Raw genomic sequence first — 18,112 nt, 5'->3', positions numbered from 1 at the left:
GGTCGTGCACGGCATGGCAGACATCGAGCAGGTCGGCCGGCTCCTCGCCGACGCCGCCGACGCCCTCACCGAGGCGCACTGGGTGCGCGAGGCCCCCGAGCGGCTCGCCGCCACCCGGCTCGGCACGCTGCGGGTGGCGGCGGCCGTCCTCGCGGCGCGCGGGCGCCCGGGCCAGGCGGCGGGCAGCCCGAGCAGCACGTGGCAGGTGCTCGCACGGGTCGCCCCCGAGCTCTCGGAGTGGGCGGCGCACCTCGAGCGGGCCGAGCGTCGACCTCCCCACGACGTCCGCGGGGTCGACGACCTGCTGCGCGCGGGCGAGGACTTCCTCCTCGTCGCCGCGGCGACGCTCGGGCTGCCGGCGCCGAGCCTGCCCGCCACCCTCGTGCCCGTCAGCCTGAGCAGCACCGGTCTGCCCGCGACGGGCCCGGGCGGCGCCGGGCGGGTCGAGGACGCCGAGGCGTCGTGACCCCGCCCGCGGGGTGGTCGCACCCGTGGCCCGGGCCGAACTAGGGTTGGGGCATCCACGTGCCGCACCCGTGGCGCACGAAGGGAGCACCGTGAGCGACGAACGCCGACCCGCCCGCCGCCGGGGGGTCGAGAGCAACCTGCGGACCGCCGCCGTGTGGTCCGAGGTCTCCACGCTGACCGCCGAGCGGCAGCGCGAGCTCGGCCGTGCCCTGCGGGTCCTCGACCTCGGAGGTGGCACCGGTGGGCTCGCCGTGCCGCTCGCCGAGCAGGGGCACACCGTGACCGTCGTCGACCCGAGCGCCGACGCCCTCGCCTCGCTACGACGGCGCAGCGCCGAGTCGAGCGCCTCGGCCCGCATCAGCGCCGTCCAGGGCGACGCGGACACCCTCTCGGAGGTGCTCGCCGCCGGCAGCGTCGACCTCGTGTGCTGCCACGGGACCCTCGAGGTCGTCGACGACCCCGACACCACGCTGTGCCGGATCGCCGACGTCCTCGCGCCCGGCGGCTACCTCAGCCTCGTCACCGCGCAGCGCCTGGCCGCCGTCGTCGCCCGGGCGCTCGCCGGTCGCTTCGACCAGGCCCGGGCCGCGCTCGCGAGCCCGGACGGGCGGTGGGGGAGCGGCGACCCGATGCCGCGTCGCTTCGACCAGGGCGACGTCGTGGCCCGGCTCGGTCGGGCCGGATTCACCGTCGAGGCGATCCACGGCGTGCGGATCTTCAGCGACCTCGTGCCCGGGGCGCTGCTCGACTCCGAGGCCGACCGCGCCGACGTGCTCGCGCTCGAGCAGGCGAGCGTCGCCGACGAGGAGCGCTCGGTGCTCAGCCACCTCGGCTCGCAGCTGCACGCCCTCGCCCGCAAGGACTGACGGCGTGATCCGGGGTGCGCGGCGATGAGCCGGCGGCAGTTCCGGGTCCCCGAGGGCCCGCACGACCGCCCGCTCGACGAGACCGGCTGCGGCGTCATGCACGTCGACATGGACGCCTTCTACGCCTCCGTCACCCTGCGCCACCACCCCGAGCTCGTCGGGACCCCGGTGATCATCGGCGGGGGAGAGCGCGGCGTCGTGCTGTCGGCGACCTACGAGGCCCGCGCCTTCGGCGTGACCTCGGCGATGCCCATGGTCCGGGCCCGCCGGCTGTGCCCCCGGGCGACCGTCCTCGCCCCCGACCACCACGAGTACTCCGCGGTCTCGAAGGGGGTCATGCGGATCTTCGAGGGGATCACCCCCTTCGTCGAGCCGATCAGCCTCGACGAGGCCTTCCTCGACGTCTCGGGGGCCACGCGCCTGCTCGGGGCGCCGACGGCGATCGCGGAGCGGATCCGCGCCCAGGTGCGGGCCGAGCAGGGGATCACCTGCTCCGTCGGCATCGCGAGCACGAAGTTCGTCGCCAAGCTCGCGTCCGGCCTGGCCAAGCCCGACGGGGTCCTGCTCGTGCCGGCGGACGAGGTCGTCGACTTCGTCCAGCAGCTCCCCGTCGGCGCGCTGTGGGGCGTCGGCGACCGCACGGAGGAGACGCTGGCCCGGCTCGGGCTGCGCACCGTCGCCGACATCGCCCGCACCCCGCGCGAGCAGCTCGTGCGCGACCTCGGCGCCGCGACCGGCGCCCACCTGCACGACCTCGCGTGGGGTCGGGACCCGCGCCACGTCCAGCCCGTGCACCGCGAGCGCAGCATCGGGCACGAGCGCACCTTCTCCAGCGACGTCGGGGACCCGGAGGTCGTGCGCCGGGTGCTCCTCGGCCTGGCCGAGAAGGCTGCCGCACGCCTGCGCGCCCAGGCCCTCGTCGGGCGCACGGTGAGCATCAAGGTGCGCTTCTCGGACTTCACGACGATCACCCGGTCGCGCTCGCTGTCGACCCCCACCGACGTCAGCCGCGACATCTACGCCGTCGCCCGCGAGCTCTACGACGGCCAGGGGGTGCAGAAGGCGCGGATCCGTCTCGTCGGGGTCCGGGTCGAGGGGCTGAGCGACTCTGCGAGCACCCCTGTCCAGGGTCTGCTCGATGAGCCCGAGCACGGCTGGCGCGACGCGGACCGGGCGGTGGACAGGGCCTCCGCGCGCTTCGGCACGGGCAGCGTGCAGCCCGCCAGCCTGATCAGGGGTGGCCGGTCTACCACGAGCGGCGAGCGCGACCTAGACTGATCGGTACCGACCAAGGTCGTGGGTCGCAGACGTGCAGGAGGATCAGTGGCTCTGTCAGAGCGCGAGCAGCAGATGCTCGAGGAGATGGAACAGGCCCTCTACGCGGAGGACCCACGCTTCGCGACGAGCATGAAGGGCGGGCCCCTCGGGGGTGACCTGCGCCGCCGTCGCATCATCGGCGCCGTCGGCGTCGTCGCCGGTCTCGGTCTCGTCCTCCTCGGGGTCTCGACCTCGGTGTGGGTCGGCGTCGTCGGCTTCGTCGTCATCGTCGCCTCTCTCGCCGTGGCCCTCGCGCCGCGCCGCGAGGGCGGGCTCCAGGCCGTGCAGGCCGACGGCTCGCTCGGCGCCCCGCACAAGCCCGGCGGTCGCGTCCCCCGGGCCGCGCGTGCCGGACGACCGGCGAAGGGGGCCGCACGACCCGGTCGGGCCGCCCGCCCGCAGAAGGCCGGGACCTTCATGCAGCGTCTCGAGCAGCGCTGGGAGCAGCGCCGACACGGCGGCGGCGGGTACTGATCACCGGAAAGTGCTGATCACCAGAAGGTGCTGATCACCAACAGGTGCTGATCATCGGAGCAGCCGTGGGTGGACCCATCGGCGACTGCCGCGCACGCACGACGAGCCGGGCCCTGTCGGGCCCGGCTCGTGCACGTCGTGCGACCGGTCTGCCGTGCGGCTCAGATCGAGTGGCTCACGATGCCGACGCCCCAGGTGATCGCGATGAGCATCGCGGCGCTCAGCTCGACACCCATGCTGCGCAGCACGCCCTTGAGGGCGGAGCGGGTCGCGGCCCACGCCCGCTGGCCGTCGCGGTAGCGCGAGAGCTCGACGAGGTAGATCCCGGCGACGAAGAAGAGCGGCGCCCCGACGACCGGGACGACGAAGAAGCCGACGACCGCGGCGGCGAGACCGAGGAGGATGGTGGCCCCGCCCACCCCTTCGGCCTTCATCTTGCGGCCGGGGATGGTGATCTGGAGCACGACGGCGAGCAGGTAGATCGCGGCGGCCACGCCGAAGGTCACCCAGGCGCGGGTGCCGCCGACCTCGAGGGCCCAGACGAGCACCGTGCCGAGGCAGACGATGAGACCGGGCAGGATCGGGAAGACGATCCCGAAGACCCCCACGGCGAAGAGCGGGACGAGCAGCCACAGAGCGGCCGGCGTGGCATCAGGTGCCACGCCGGCCAGGTCGAGCAGACCGGTCACGCTCAGCGCTCGTCGTCAGCGGCGAGTGCCGGCGTCTCCTCGAGTCGCTCGCTCTGGTCGTCGATGTCGGCCAGGTCGCGCAGCTTGGGCAGGTGCTCACGTCCGTGGTGGGCGCAGAAGAGGAGCTCACCGCCGGCGTGGAGCCGGGCGCGGACGTAGGCCTGAGCCCCGCAGCGGTCGCAGCGGTCGGCCGCGGTCAGGGGAGAGACCAGGGTCGCGTTCACGTCGTTCCTTCTTTCAATGACACTTGCTCGAGACCGGGAGGGTCTCGAGGTGTCCAACAGTCAAGCACGCCGATCCCTTCCCGAGGGGCATCGGGCGCGTGAGGCGCGCCCCTTGTCCAGGCTGCGGGACGGCTCCCGCACGGCCTCGACCCGTCCGAGGTGACCGCAGACGGGTGGCCGAGGGTCCCCCTTCGCGCGCCTGCTCGGGTTGTCAGAGGGCCCGGACTACCCTGCACGTGGCGGACGCATCCACCCCGCCGACCGAGCCGAAGGACGTACCGACCCCGTGCCAGCCGCGACCAGGACCGCCGCCAAGAGGGCGAGCAGCAAGACCGCCCAGGACTACACCGCGCACCACCTCCAGGTGCTCGAGGGGCTCGAGGCGGTCCGCAAACGGCCCGGAATGTACATCGGCAGCACCGACAGCCGCGGTCTCATGCACTGCTTGTGGGAGATCATCGACAACGCCGTCGACGAGGCCCTGGGCGGCCACGGCGACCGGATCGACGTCGTCCTGCACCGTGACGGCTCCGTCGAGGTCCGCGACCAGGCGCGCGGCATCCCCGTCGACATCGAGCCGCGCACGGGGCTCACCGGTGTCGAGGTCGTCTTCACCAAGCTGCACGCGGGCGGCAAGTTCGGCGGGGGCAGCTACACCGCGTCCGGCGGGCTGCACGGCGTCGGCGCCTCCGTCGTCAACGCGCTCTCGGCGCGGCTCGACGTCGAGGTCGACCGGGCGGGCAAGACCTACGCGATGTCCTTCCGCCGCGGAGAGCCCGGTGTCTTCTCCGACGTCGCGGGCTCGGAGGGCGCGAAGGACCCCGAGCACGACTTCACGCCGTACGAGAAGGGCAGCGAGCTCGCCGTCGTCGGCAGGGCGAAGCGGGGCGCCACCGGCACCCGGATCCGCTACTGGGCCGACCCGCACATCTTCCCCACCGAGTCCGGCTTCGACTACGACGCGCTCGTCGCCCGGGCCCGGCAGACCTCCTTCCTCGTGCCCGGGCTCACCCTCGTCATCCGTGACGAGCGCCGCCTGCCCGGGACGAAGGGGGAGGACGGCCCGGTCGAGGAGGTCTTCGTCCACGACGGCGGCATCGCCGAGTTCGTCGACTTCCTCGCCCCCGACCCCGCGGTCACGGACGTGTGGCGGCTCCAGGGCAGCGGCACCTTCACCGAGACCGTCCCCGTGCTCGACGCCTCGGGGCACATGTCCCCGACCGAGGTCGAGCGCGAGTGCGGTGTCGACATCGCGCTGCGGTGGGGCACCGGCTACGACACCCGGGTGTCGAGCTTCGTCAACATCATCGCGACGCCGAAGGGGGGTACCCACCTCACCGGCTTCGACCAGGCGCTGCTCAAGGTCTTCCGCAAGCAGCTCGAGGTCAACGCGCGCAAGCTCAAGGTCGGCTCGGACAAGGTCGAGAAGGACGACGTGCTCGCCGGCATGACGGCGGTCGTCACCGTCCGCCTCGCCGAGCCGCAGTTCGAGGGCCAGACCAAGGAGGTGCTCGGCACGTCGGCGGTGCGCACCATCGTCGCCAAGGTCGTCGAGACCGAGCTCACGGCGCAGCTGACGAGCACGAAGCGGGGCGAGAAGCAGCAGTCCGCCCAGCTGCTCGAGAAGGTCGTCGCCGAGATGAAGTCGCGCATCAGCGCGCGGGTGCACAAGGAGACGCAGCGCCGCAAGAACGCGCTCGAGAGCTCGACCCTGCCGCCGAAGCTGCGCGACTGCCGCAGCAACGACGTCGAGGCGACCGAGCTCTTCATCGTCGAGGGCGACTCGGCGATGGGCACGGCCAAGGAGGCCCGCAACAGCGAGTTCCAGGCGCTGCTGCCGATTCGGGGCAAGATCCTCAACGTCCAGAAGGCCGCGATCGGCGACATGCTCAAGAACGCGGAGTGCGCCTCGATCATCCAGGTCATCGGCGCGGGCTCGGGGCGATCCTTCGACCTCGACGCGGCCCGCTACGGCAAGGTCGTCATCATGACCGACGCCGACGTCGACGGCGCCCACATCCGCACGCTGCTGCTCACCCTCTTCTTCAACCACATGCGGCCGCTCGTCGCGGCCGGGCGGGTGTACGCGGCGGTGCCCCCGCTGCACCGCATCGAGGTCGTGCACCCCGGGTCGAAGAAGAACGAGCTCATCTACACCTACTCCGAGGCCGAGATGCGCTCGACGCTCGCCGGCCTGCAGAAGAAGGGCCGCTCGATCAAGCAGCCCATCCAGCGCTACAAGGGCCTGGGCGAGATGGACGCCGACCAGCTCGCCGAGACGACGATGGACCCCGCCCATCGCACGCTGCGCCGGGTCACGCTCGCCGACGTCGACGCGGTCGCCGAGGTCTTCGAGCTGCTCATGGGCAAGGACGTCGACCCGCGTCGTGAGTTCATCGTCTCCTCGGCCAGCGAGCTCGACCGCGAGCGCATCGACGCCTAGGCCCATGACGGACCCCGGGACCGCGGCGGTCGCGCTGCTCGAGCAGCTCGTCGCCGTCGACAGCGTCAACCCGGGGCTCGTGCCCGGGGCTGCGGGCGAGGGGCGCGTGGTCGAGCACCTGCGCGACCGGCTCGAGGCCGCCGGTCTGGTGACGACCGTCGTCCCGGCACCGGGCCTGGACGACCGGCCGAGCCTCGTCGCCATGCCCCGCGGGGGCGAGGACCTGCCCACCGTCGTGCTCAACGGGCATCTCGACACCGTGGGGGTGAGCGGGATGGACGCGCCCTTCGAGGCGCGCGTCGAGGGCGACCGGCTGCTCGGGCGCGGCGCCGCGGACATGAAGGGCGGCATCGCCGCGGTCGTGGCGGTGGCCGAGCACCTCGTCGCCACCGGGGCGCCGGTGCGGCCCGTCCTCGCGCTCGTCGCGGACGAGGAGGACGCCAACCTCGGCAGCGAGGCCGTCCTCCGCGCGCTGCGGCGCCGAGGCGTTCGCCCGGACGTGTGCCTCGTCGCCGAGCCCACTGACCTCGCCCTGTGCCGCTCGCTGCGGGGCTTCGCCGTCGTCCGGGTCGAGCTGCCCGGGCGCGCCGCGCACAGCTCGCAGGCCGAGCTGGGCGTCAACGCCGTGACCCACCTCGGTCGTCTCCTGCACGCCGTGGACGCACGCGCCGACGCCGTGCGCGCGGCCGGCGGCGACCTCATGGCGACCGTCGTCAGCGGGGGGTTGTCCCCCTTCGCCGTCCCGGACCGTGCGTCGTGCGTCGTCGAGATGCGGCTGCCCCCGGACCGGGGGAGCGAGGAGGCGCTCGACGAGGTCCGGGCGCTCCTCGACCCCGCGTGGGGCGCGACCGTCGAGCTCGTCGCGCACCGCGACGGCTGGCGGCTCGACGCCGACGGGCCGGCCGCCGACCTCGCGCGACGGCTGGGCGGGGCGCTCGGCACGGACGCGACCTTCGACGCGCCGTACTGGACGGAGGCGCCGATGTGGCAGCAGCTGTGCCCGACCCTCGTGTGCGGGCCGTCGGGCGGCGGGCTCCACGCCGTCGACGAGTGGGTCGACCTGCGTCAGGTGCGCGCGCTCGCCAGGACCCTCGGCGACGTCCTCGTCGGGTGGGCGCGCGATGCCGGCTGACCCCCGCGGCCTGCGCGCTGACGCGCCCCTGCTCGACGCGTGGCTGCGCCAGCGCGAGCACCCGCCCACGCCCTTCACCATCCCCGGCCACAAGCAGCGCACCGATCTCGTCGGTGACGTCGTCGCCGGTGACGTGCCGCTCTACGCCGGCCTCGACACGATGAAGCTCACGACGGGCGTGCTCGTCGAGGCCGAGCGGCGGGCCGCTCGGCTGTGGGGAGCCGACGTGTGCCGCTTCTCCACCGGTGGCGCGACGCACGCCAACCAGGCGGCGGTGCTCGCCGTGGCCGGGGACGGCGACGAGGTGGTCGTCAGCCGGACCCTGCACCGCTCCGTGCTCGTCGGGCTCGTCCTCGCCGGGCTCACGCCCGTGTGGGTGCGGCCCGACGTCGACGCGACCACGGGGCTGCCGGCCGGGGTCTCGCCGTCCACCGTGCGCCGGGCGCTCGCCGAGCACCCCCGGGCTCGCGCGGTCCTCGTCGGCGACCCGTCGTACGTGGGCACGACCGGCGACGTGGCCGGGCTGGCCGCGGTCGCCCACGAGCACGGCGTGCCCCTCGTCGTCGACGCGGCCTGGGCCGCGCACTTCGGCTTCCACCCCGACCTGCCGCGGCACGCCCTGCGGCTGGGGGCCGACCTCGTCGTGACGAGCGCGCACAAGACCTTGCCCGCGTGGAGCCAGGCCGCCCTCGTCCTCGCCCGCACCGAGCGCGTCGACCCGGCCCGGCTCGACGCCGCCGTCGAGGCCGGGGCGACGACGAGCCCCGCGGGCGCGGTGCTCGCGAGCACCGATGCCGCCCGGGCGCTGCTGGAGCGCGACGGCGAGGAGCTGCTCGGTCGCGCGATCGAGGCCACCGCGCGGGTGCGCGACCGGCTCCGGGGGGTCGAGGGGCTCGTCGTGCTCGACGGGCCCGGCGTCGACCCGCTCAAGCTCACCCTCGTCCTGTCGGGCGCCGGGGTCGACGGCAACGCCGTCGAGGCCGACCTCATCGCCCAGGGCATGCCGGTCGAGTCCGCCGACCGCGACGTGCTCGTCGCGGTCGTCTCTCTCGCCGACGACGGCTCGACCCTCGAGCCGCTGGGCGACGCGCTCGTCGCGTCGGTGGACCGGCACCGGGGCGCGCCACGCGCCGTCACCGGGCCGGCGATGTACCGCGTCGAGCCGGTCGTCGCGATGTCTCCTCGGGCGGCGTGGTTCGCCCCGCACGAGGCGGTGCCGCTAGCCGCGGCCGTGGGCCGAGTGTGCGCCGAGCTCGTCGCGCCCTACCCGCCCGGCATCCCGGTGCTCGCCCCCGGCGAGCTCGTGACCCAGGACAGCCTCGACGCGCTCGACCAGGCGCGGCGGGCAGGGGTCCGCATCGCCTACGCCGCCGACCCCACCCTCGCCACCCTGCGCGTCGTGTCCCGCTGAGCCCCCCGCGACGGGACCCTGGTGGTCGAGGTGCGACGAAGGAGCCTCGAGACCACCCCTTCGTCGGGGCCAGTGGTCTCGAGGCTCGGGCGCTGCGCGCCCTTCGCACCTCGACCATCAAGGGCTCGGGCGCTGCGCGCCCTTCGCACCTCGACCAGCGAAGGGCTCGGCCACCGTGGGGGTCACGAGTGCGACACGCCGGGCGCGACGTTGTTGCCCCGACCGGTGATCTGGGCCACGGTTAGCCACACTCCGGACGTCCGTCTGCGAGCACGCACACCTGGGAGGCCACATGTCCGAGACCGCCACATCGGACCCCGGTACCGGGGAGGAGCGCACCGAGCTGCGCCGGGTGATGGGGCCCAAGCTCCTCCTGCTCTTCATCGTCGGCGACATCCTCGGCACCGGCGTCTACGCGCTGACCGGACAGGTCGCGGCCGAGGTCGGCGGCGCCGCCTGGGCGCCCTTCCTCGCGGCCTTCGTCGTCGCGACGATCACCGCCTTCTCCTACCTCGAGCTCGTGACGAAGTACCCGCAGGCCGGTGGAGCCGCCACCTTCATCCACAAGGCCTTCGGCATCCACTTCGTCACCTTCATCGTCGCCTTCGCCGTCATGTGCTCGGGCATCACCTCGGCCTCCACCGCGTCGAACGCCTTCGCCAGCTTCCTGCGCGACGGGATCGGTGCCGACTGGGCGGCCGGCTCGACGCCGCTGCTGCTCATCGCGCTCGGCTTCATGGCCCTCGTCGCGGCGATCAACTTCCGCGGCGTCGGCGAGAGCGTCAAGGCCAACGTCGTGCTCACGCTCGTCGAGCTCTCCGGTCTGCTCCTCATCATCTTCATCGGTCTCTACGCCGTCACCCAGGGCAAGGCCGACTTCAGCCGGGTCGTCGTCTTCGAGAGCCCGAGCGACAAGTCCACCTTCTTCGCCGTCACGGCGGCCACCTCGCTGGCCTTCTTCGCGATGGTCGGCTTCGAGGACTCTGTCAACATGGCCGAGGAGACCCAGGACCCCGTGCGGATCTTCCCGAAGGTCATGCTCACCGGCCTGGGCATCACCGGTCTGATCTACGTGCTCGTCGCGATCACCGCGGTCGCGCTCGTGCCGGTCGGCTCGCTCATCGACCCGGAGAAGCCCTCGGCGCTCACCCAGGTCGTCGCCGCGGGAGCCCCGGGCATCCCCTTCGACAAGATCTTCCCGTGGATCGGCATGTTCGCCGTGGCGAACTCGGCGCTCATCAACATGCTCATGGCCAGCCGGCTCGTCTACGGCATGGCGCGCCAGGAGGTGCTGCCGCGTCCGCTCGGCATGGTCCACCGCGGCCGCCAGACCCCGTGGCTCGCGATCGTCTTCACGACCGTCCTCGCCTTCGGCCTCATCACCTACGTCGTGCGGGCCAACGGCAGCGAGGAGGGCGCCAGCACGGTCTCGCTGCTCGGCGGCACCACCGCGCTGCTCCTGCTGTGCGTCTTCACCGTCGTCAACATCGCCGTCCTCGTGCTGCGGCGCGACCACGTCGGCCGCGCGCACTTCAACGCGCCGACGGTCCTGCCCGTCATCGGCGCCGTGCTCTGCGCCTTCCTCGCCGGTCCGTGGGCCCGTAGCGAGGAGCAGCAGCAGCAGTACGAGATCGCCGGCGGCCTGCTCGCCGTCGGTGTCGTCCTCTGGGCGATCACCTGGGTGGTCAACCGGGCGGTCTACGGCAAGCGCACCTTCATGCGCGACCCGGAGCACATCGACCACGAGTGATCCACCGATCGCACGACGACGGGCCGGGGCATCTGCCCCGGCCCGTCGTCATGTCCGCCCGTCGGACGCGGCCGTCACCAGCCCCCGGCGCTCACCAACCCCCGATGCCCCCGATGGCGCGCTGGGCAGGCGTGCCCGACCCGTCGCGGCGGCCGTCGGCCACCGGCAGGTCGACGGCCACGCCGTTCGACGCGCTCGCGCGGGCGTCCGCCCGCCCGGCCCACGCGAGGAGCAGCGTGTCCTCGCCGCCGCGGAAGCGGTGCGCCCGCACGCCGGCGGTCGCGCGGCCCTTGCCCGGGTACTCGGCGAAGGGGGTGACCTTGATCGCGCCCGGGTCGGTCCCGGGCAGCGCGTCGGAGGACCCGCTCACGGTGACGACGACGTTATCACGCGCGGGGTCGACCGCCCCGAAGTAGATCACCCGAGCGCCGGACGAGAGGCGGATGCCGGCCATGCCTCCGGCGCCGCGGCCCTGCGGGCGGACGGTCGAGGCGGAGAAGTGGAGCAGCTGGGCGTCGCTCGTCACGAAGACGAGCTCCTCCTCGCCGGTGCGCAGCTCGACGGCCCCGACGACCTCGTCGCCGTCCTTGAGCGAGACGACCTCCCACAGCGCCCCCTTCGGCACCTCCGGGGAGACCCGCTTGACGACACCGCTCGCGGTGCCCAGCGCCAGGCCGGGCGAGTCCTCGGCGAGGGAGAGCAGCGCGAGCACCCGCTCGTCGGCGCCGAGGTCGACATAGGCGCCGACCGGCGCGCCGCCGGAGAGGGAGGGGGCGTCGTTCGTCGGGGGCAGCGTCGGCAGCTCCAGGGCGCTCACCCGGGCGACGCGACCCGCGCTCGTCACGACCCCGATCTCACCGCGGGCGGTGCTGCGCACCGCGGAGACGACGGCGTCGTGGCGCGAGCGCGAGCCCTCGCGCGACGGCTCCTGCTCGCTCGTCGTGCGGGCGAGCAGACCGGTGCTCGACAGGAGCACCCAGCACGGGTCGTCGCTCACCTCGAGCGGGGTGCTCGTCGCCGCGGGCGCACCCGCGGACTCAAGGAGCACCGTGCGGCGCGGGGTGCCGTGCTGCTTGGCGACCTCGGCGAGCTCGGAGGACACGAGGCGGGTGAGCACGCGCTCGTCGCCGAGGATCTCCTCGAGCTCGGCGATCTGGCGGCGCAGGTCCTCCTGCTCCTGCTCGAGCTCGATCCGGGAGAACTTCGTCAGGCGGCGCAGCTGGAGGTCGAGGATGTAGCTCGCCTGGACCTCGCTGAGGTCGAAGACCTCCTGGAGGCGCTGGCGGGCCGTGCCCGCGTCGTCGCTGCTGCGGATGAGCTGGATGACCTCGTCGATGTCGAGGATCGCGACGAGCAGGCCGTCGACGAGGTGCAGGCGGTCGCGCTTCTTGCCCAGCCGGTGCTCGGTGCGGCGGCGCACGACGTCGACCCGGAAGTCGACGTAGACGGTGAGCAGCTCCTTGAGGCCCATCGTGCGGGGCGTGCCGTCGACGAGGGCGACGTTGTTGATGGAGAAGCTCTCCTCCATCGGCGTCAGCTTGTACAGCTTCTCGAGGACGGCCTCGGGGTTGAAGCCGTTCTTGATCTCGATGACGAGGCCGAGGCCCTTCGTGCGGTCCGAGAGGTCCTTGACGTCGGCGATGCCCTCGAGCTTCTTGCCCTGGACGCCGTCCTTGATCTTCTCGATGACCTTCTCGGGGCCGACGAGGTAGGGCAGCTCGGTGACGACGATGCCCTGCCGGCGCGGCGAGACCTTCTCGACCCGCACGGTGGCCCGGGTGCGGAAGCTGCCGCGACCGCGCAGGTAGGCGTCGCGGATGCCGTCGAGACCGACGATGCGCCCGCCGCCGGGCAGGTCGGGGCCGGGCACGAAGCGCATGAGGTCGTCGAGCGAGCACTGCGGGTGGGTGAGCAGGTGCCGGGCCGCGCCGATGACCTCGACGAGGTTGTGCGGCGGCATCTGGGTGGCCATGCCGACGGCGATGCCGGTCGTGCCGTTGACGAGGAGGTTCGGGTAGGCCGCCGGCAGCACCTCGGGCTGGGTGAGCTGGTCGTCGTAGTTGGGGACGAAGGGGACGGTGGACTCGTCGAGGCTGGCGACCATGAGCAGCGCCGCGGGCGCCATCCGCGCCTCGGTGTAGCGCGAGGCCGCGGGGCCGTCGTCGAGCGAGCCGAAGTTGCCGTGCCCGTCGACGAGCGGCAGCCGCATGGCGAAGGGCTGGGCGAGGCGCACGAGGGCGTCGTAGATCGCGGTGTCGCCGTGCGGGTGGTACTTGCCCATGACCTCGCCGACGACGCGGCTGGACTTCACGTGGCCGCGCTCGGGACGCAGCCCCATCTCGCTCATCGAGTACAGGATCCGGCGGTGCACCGGCTTGAGCCCGTCGCGGGCGTCCGGCAGCGCGCGTGCGTGGATGACCGAGACCGCGTACTCGAGGAACGCGCCGCGCATCTCGTCCGCGACGTCGATGTCGACGATCCGCTCCGGGACGGGGGGCGGCGCGGGGGTGGTGGTGCGGCGGGCCATGCGTGCGGGTGCTCCTTCGTCGGGCAGGGGAGGACCCCATCTTCGCCGATCGCACCGTCAGCCCCGTGATGACACCCCGACGGCGGGTCGCGGGGTGCCCGCCTGCGCCGCCGGGGGGACTCTGCCAAGATCACCCCGAACCACGCAGGGGGCTGCGGCGTCTCACAGGCATGACCGCCATGAGCATCGTCCTCCCGAGGAGCGAAGGGGTGACGATGGCGCGAGCCCGCACGGACGTCGATGCGGAGCTGCGGGAGGTCTACGACGCGCACTACGGGCGTCTGGCGGGCTGGACCAACCGTCTCGTCGGCGACCCCGATCTCGCCCACGACCTCGCGACGGAGGCCTTCGTCAAGCTCGTGCGCGAGTGGGGCCGGGTCGACGAGCCCAAGGCGTGGCTCTACGCGGTGACCGCCAACCTCGTGCGCGACCACTGGCGCAAGCGCGGGCGGGAGCACTCCGCCTACCTGCGTCACGAAGGGGGAGCCCCGGCCGAGGGGCGGGACGACCCCGACGTCGCGACCCAGGTCTCCGTGCGCACCGCCGTCCAGTCGCTGCCCGACCGGCTGCGCGTGGCGGTGCTGCTCTACTACTTCGCCGACCTCTCCGTCGGCTCCGTCGCCACCCAGCTCGGCAAGTCCGAGGGCGCGGTCAAGCGCGACCTCTTCGAGGCCCGCACGTCCCTGGCTGCCATGCTGGAGGGCGCCCGATGATCCCCCGTGACGAGCACGACGACCTCGAGACGTTCGGCAGGCTGATGGACGACCCCACCCGGCGCGACGACCCCGTCGACGCCTTCTTCGCCCGTGAGCGCGAGCTCGTCGAGGAGCTCCCCGGGCACGACGTGCACCTCCAGGGGGTGCTGCGCGCCGGTCGGACCGGTCGGCGTCGCTCCACCGGCTGGCTCGTCGCCGGGGCCGCCGCCGTCGCCGCCGTGGCGACGGCCGTCGGCGTGGGGGTGCTCGGGACCGGTCAGGGGGAGCTGCGACCGGCCGGTGACCCGACGACGGTGAGCCTGCCCGAGCCGAGCGAGGCGACGACCCCGGCCCCGACCGCCTCACGCGCCGAGCCGGCCGACGGCCAGCTCCTCGCCCGCTCGGTGAGCGCCGGCGACGACCGCACCCGCGCGGTGCTGGGCGAGGCGCGGTGCAGCGCCGAGACCACCTGCCCGCTGCTGCTGCGCACGACCGACGACGGCCAGAGCTGGATCAACACCGCCGCCCTGCCCGACCTCTCCGTCGCCCCGCCCGGCGGGATCGCCGTCGAGCCCGACCAGGTGGGCATCCTGCGCTGGGCGAGCGCCGACACCGGCTACCTCGCCGGGTCGGTGCTGCGACGCACGACCGACGGCGGCACGACGTGGGCCGACATGCCCTACCCGGGCGGCACGATCGTCGCCACCGAGGTCGACGACGGCGTCGTGCACCTCGTGAGCGCGGGGGAGTGCACCGAGCAGGGGTGCGCCGGCCCCCTTCGCGTCTACCGGGCCGGCACCGGTGACAGCAGCGCCGACGTCGTCGTCCTCGACGAGGACGTCTCGGGCATCACCGGGGCGCAGCTCGTCGTGCGCGGACCTCGCGCCTACCTCTCCGTCGGCACCGCTGACGGCAGCCGCACCTACCGGATCGGTGAGCAGGCCGAGCACCTCGAGCCGTGCGACGAGGGCGACACCGTCTTCTTCGGCACCCCGGCCGACGGCGAGGGCCCGCTGAGCGCGCTGTGCGGCACGCCCGGGGACGACGGCGGCACCTCGATCCGGGTGCGCACCTCCACCGACGACGGGGTCAACTGGTCGCCGGCGAGCCCCTCGGTCGCCGTCGGCGGCACGGTCGCCGGGTACGCGCAGACCCAGCCCGGGACGGCGGTCGCCGTCACCCGGGGCGAGGCCGGAGGCCGTGCCCTGCGCACGACCGACGGCGGTGCGAGCTGGCGGGTGGCGAAGGCCGACTCCGTCCAGTGGTCGTGGGTGGCCGCGGGCGGGGACGACCGCGTCTACGGCCTGGCCGACGACTCCGAGGGCTTCCTCGAGAGCACCGACGGCGGCCAGTCCTGGCGGGTCGAGGTCCTCGCGCCCTGAGCGTCGCGCTCGACGGGCGAGGGGCATGGCAGGATCGGACGCATGAGCGAGGCGCTCCCACCGGGGTACCCCCATCTGGCCGAGGCTGACGTCGTGCTGCGCGACGGCACCGTCGCCCGGCTGCGACCCATCCGTCCGAGCGACGCCGAGGGCATCCACCGCTTCCACGCGGGGCAGTCCGAGGAGTCGATCTACCTGCGCTTCTTCGCGCCGATCCGGCGGCTGAGCGAGCGCGACGTCGAGCGCTTCACGAATGTCGACTACGTCGACCGGATGGCGCTCGTCGCGCTCATCCGCGACGAGATCATCGGGATCGGCCGCTACGACCGGATCGCGCCGACGAGCGCCGAGGTCGCCTTCAACATCAGCGACCACTACCAGGGCAAGGGCATCGGCTCGGTGCTCCTCGAGCACCTCGCGGCGATCGCCCAGGAGCACGACATCACCCGCTTCGAGGCGGAGGTGCTCCCGCAGAACCGCAAGATGCTCTCCGTCTTCTCCGACGCCGGCTACGAGGTGAGCCGACGCTTCGAGGACGGCGTCGTCATGCTCCACTTCGACATCGAGCCGACCGCGCAGTCCTTGTCGGTGCGCTTCGCCCGCGAGCACCGCGCCGAGGCCGAGAGCGTGTCGGCCCTGCTCCACCCGCGCAGCATCGCCGTCGTCGGCGTGAGCCGGCGCGAGCGCGCGATCGGCCACCAGGTGATGCGTCATGTCCTCGACGGCGGCTTCACCGGCGAGGTCTACCCCGTCAACCCCGAGGCTGACCGTCTGCTCGGGGTGCCCGCCTACCCGAGCATCACCGACCTGCCCGAGGCCGTCGACCTCGCCGTCGTCGCCGTGCCGGCGAGCGCCGTGCCCGGGGTCGTCGAGGAGTGCGCGGCGAAGGGGGTCCGCGGCCTCCTCGTCATCTCCTCGGGCTTCGCGGAGGAGGGCGAGGAGGGCACGGCGCTGCAGCAGCGGGTGCTGCGCGTCGCGCGCGACAACGGCATGCGGGTCATCGGGCCGAACTCCTTCGGGATCCTCAACAACGACGAGGGCGTCCGGCTCAACGCCAGTCTCAGCCCGACGACCCCGCCCGCCGGCCACCTCGGGCTGTACTCCCAGAGCGGGGCCCTCGCGGTCGCGAACCTCGACTCCGCTGCCCGACGCAACCTCGGGGTCTCGGTCTTCCTCTCCGCGGGCAACCGCGTCGACGTCTCCGGCAACGACGTCATGCAGTACTGGGTCGACGACGACAGCACGCACGCCGTCGGTCTCTACCTCGAGTCGATGGGCAACCCGCGCAAGTTCTCCCGGATCGCCCGGGCGCTCGCGATGACCAAGCCGGTCATCGTCGTGAAGTCCCCGATGGAGGAGGTGCCGGGCCACCGGGTGCGCTCGACGACCGTGCGCCCCCACGCCTTCCGCGCGATCATGGCGCAGGCCGGTGTCATCCACGTCGAGAACGTCCACCAGATGTTCGACGCGGCCCAGCTGCTCCTGCACCAGCCGCTGCCCGAGGGCAACCGCGTGGCCATCGTCTCCAACTCCCACCAGCTCGGCACGATCAGCGCCGGCAGCGCCGCGGCGTGGGGGCTCGAGGTCACCCACGGGCCGGTGTCGGTGCGCACGGAGGCCACGCCCTCGGAGTTCCGGGCCGCGGTCGACGCCGCCTTCGCCGACGAGCAGGTCGACAGCGTCGTCGTGTCCTTCATCCCTCCGATCGGCGCCGTCGAGCACGACGTCGTCGAGGCCGTGCGCTACGCGGCGAAGCGCTCGAGCAAGCCCTGCGTCGGCAACCTCCTCGGCATGCGGGGCGTCGACACCGGGTCGCTCGTCGCCGAGGACCCCGGCGCGAGCTCGGGGGACGTGCCGCGCGAGGCGGTGCCGCTCTACGCGATGCCCGAGGACGCCATCCGCGCGCTCGGCCTGGCCACGCAGTACGGCCGGTGGCGCACGAAGGACAAGGGCGAGCCCGTCGTGCGCGACGGGGTGCGCCGCACCGCCGCCCGAGAGCTCGTCGACTCGGTGCTCGCCGAGTACCCGGAGGGGCGCGCCCTCACCGACGACGAGTCGCATGACCTGCTCGCCGCCTACGGCATCGACCTGTGGCGTCGCATCGAGGTCGCGAGCGCCGACGAGGCGGTCGCCGCGGCGGAGGAGGTCGGCTACCCGGTCGTCCTCAAGTCGCTCTCGCCCCTGGTGCGCGGGCACTCGCTGCTCGACGCCGTGCGCGTCGACCTCACCGAGCCGGAGCACGTGCGGGCGGCCTTCGAGGCGATGGACGCCCGGCTCGCCCCGCTCGACGCGAACTACTTCGTCGTCCAGCGGATGGCGCCGCAGGGCACGTCGTGCGTCCTCGGGACCGTAGAGGACCCGCTCTTCGGCCCGGTCATCTCCTTCAGCCTCGCCGGTGCGCCGACCGAGCTGCTCGACGACATCGCCTACCGCATCCCGCCGCTCACCGACGTCGACGTGCGCGAGATCGTCGACGACATCAAGCTCGCGCCCCTCCTGCACGGTCACAAGGGCGCGACCCCGGTCGACCGGGGCGCGCTCGAGGACGTCCTCGGGCGGCTGTCGCTCATGTCCGAGGACTTCGTCGAGATCGCCTCCGTCGTCCTCGACCCGGTGATGGCCCACGGCAAGGGGGCGAGCGTCCTCGGGGCCCAGATCCACCTCGCCCCGCCGCTGCGCCGCAAGGACCCCGGTCGCCGGGCGATGACCTGAGCCCTGCGGGTGGTCCGGGGTG

General features: G+C 73.4%; 14 protein-coding genes. 11 read left to right on the top strand and 3 right to left on the bottom strand.

Going from position 1 to position 18,112, the window contains the following annotated elements:
• Positions 1-13: 13 nt before the first annotated feature.
• The 4 genes from L6241_RS02060 to L6241_RS02045 all read left to right on the top strand — a co-directional run bounded on the left by L6241_RS02060 (position 14) and on the right by L6241_RS02045 (position 3,125).
• Positions 14-466, top strand: coding sequence for an SAV_6107 family HEPN domain-containing protein (locus L6241_RS02060; protein WP_368244555.1), 453 nt, complete (start codon positions 14-16; stop codon positions 464-466).
• Positions 467-557: 91 nt separating this feature from the next.
• Positions 558-1,334, top strand: coding sequence for a methyltransferase domain-containing protein (locus L6241_RS02055; RefSeq protein ID WP_123092002.1), 777 nt, complete (start codon positions 558-560; stop codon positions 1,332-1,334).
• A gap of 24 nt (positions 1,335-1,358) precedes the next feature.
• On the top strand, positions 1,359-2,612 hold the full coding sequence (locus L6241_RS02050; protein ID WP_368244553.1) for a DNA polymerase IV: 1,254 nt from the start codon (positions 1,359-1,361) through the stop codon (positions 2,610-2,612).
• 45 nt (positions 2,613-2,657) lie between these two features.
• Complete coding sequence (locus L6241_RS02045) at positions 2,658-3,125, top strand: DUF3040 domain-containing protein (RefSeq protein WP_368244552.1); 468 nt, start codon at positions 2,658-2,660, stop codon at positions 3,123-3,125.
• 161 nt (positions 3,126-3,286) lie between these two features.
• Here L6241_RS02045 and L6241_RS02040 read toward each other — a convergent pair whose 3' ends face one another.
• Both L6241_RS02040 and L6241_RS02035 read right to left on the bottom strand, forming a co-directional pair.
• Entirely contained in the window at positions 3,287-3,814 is a 528-nt protein-coding gene (locus tag L6241_RS02040) for a DUF456 domain-containing protein (protein WP_368244551.1), read from the bottom strand.
• A gap of 2 nt (positions 3,815-3,816) precedes the next feature.
• Positions 3,817-4,038 (bottom strand): hypothetical protein, encoded by a 222-nt coding sequence (locus tag L6241_RS02035; protein WP_368244550.1) that lies wholly within the window; start codon positions 4,036-4,038, stop codon positions 3,817-3,819.
• Positions 4,039-4,324: 286 nt separating this feature from the next.
• On the opposite strand from L6241_RS02035, the gene L6241_RS02030 reads away from it, so the two are divergent.
• From L6241_RS02030 to L6241_RS02015, 4 genes are all read left to right on the top strand, one after another.
• The gene (locus L6241_RS02030; protein WP_368244549.1) at positions 4,325-6,481 is read left to right on the top strand and encodes a type IIA DNA topoisomerase subunit B; all 2,157 of its coding nucleotides are present in this window, start codon (positions 4,325-4,327) and stop codon (positions 6,479-6,481) included.
• A gap of 4 nt (positions 6,482-6,485) precedes the next feature.
• Positions 6,486-7,613, top strand: coding sequence for a M20 family metallopeptidase (locus tag L6241_RS02025; RefSeq protein ID WP_368244548.1), 1,128 nt, complete (start codon positions 6,486-6,488; stop codon positions 7,611-7,613).
• A complete protein-coding gene (locus tag L6241_RS02020; RefSeq protein ID WP_368244547.1) occupies positions 7,603-9,024 on the top strand; it encodes an aminotransferase class I/II-fold pyridoxal phosphate-dependent enzyme in 1,422 nt (473 codons plus the stop codon). Before L6241_RS02025 ends, L6241_RS02020 begins: the two co-directional genes overlap by 11 nt.
• Before the next feature lie 292 nt (positions 9,025-9,316).
• Positions 9,317-10,774, top strand: coding sequence for an APC family permease (locus L6241_RS02015; RefSeq protein ID WP_368244546.1), 1,458 nt, complete (start codon positions 9,317-9,319; stop codon positions 10,772-10,774).
• 91 nt (positions 10,775-10,865) lie between these two features.
• Here the strand turns inward: L6241_RS02015 and L6241_RS02010 are convergent, their stop codons facing one another.
• The gene (locus L6241_RS02010; RefSeq protein WP_368244545.1) at positions 10,866-13,301 is read right to left on the bottom strand and encodes a DNA topoisomerase (ATP-hydrolyzing) subunit A; all 2,436 of its coding nucleotides are present in this window, start codon (positions 13,299-13,301) and stop codon (positions 10,866-10,868) included.
• A 179-nt stretch (positions 13,302-13,480) separates the two neighbouring features.
• Here L6241_RS02010 and L6241_RS02005 point away from each other — a divergent pair, with 179 nt between their 5' ends.
• From L6241_RS02005 to L6241_RS01995, 3 genes are read left to right on the top strand one after another with little or no spacing between them, the layout of a single operon-like run.
• Entirely contained in the window at positions 13,481-14,014 is a 534-nt protein-coding gene (locus tag L6241_RS02005) for an RNA polymerase sigma factor (protein WP_368244544.1), read from the top strand.
• The gene (locus L6241_RS02000) at positions 14,011-15,378 is read left to right on the top strand and encodes a hypothetical protein (RefSeq protein WP_368244543.1); all 1,368 of its coding nucleotides are present in this window, start codon (positions 14,011-14,013) and stop codon (positions 15,376-15,378) included. The genes L6241_RS02005 and L6241_RS02000 overlap by 4 nt, the downstream gene beginning before the upstream one ends.
• 42 nt (positions 15,379-15,420) lie before the next feature.
• Positions 15,421-18,090: a GNAT family N-acetyltransferase gene (locus L6241_RS01995; protein WP_368244542.1), complete on the top strand. Its 2,670-nt coding sequence runs from the start codon at positions 15,421-15,423 to the stop codon at positions 18,088-18,090.
• Positions 18,091-18,112 lie beyond the last annotated feature (22 nt).

Origin of the sequence: Janibacter sp. Y6 (genome assembly GCF_040900765.1) — a bacterium.
Classification (GTDB): Bacteria; Actinomycetota; Actinomycetes; order Actinomycetales; family Dermatophilaceae; genus Marihabitans; species Marihabitans melonis.
The sequence above is the reverse complement of the archived record's forward strand: the minus strand, read 5'-3'. Positions and strand labels throughout refer to the sequence as shown.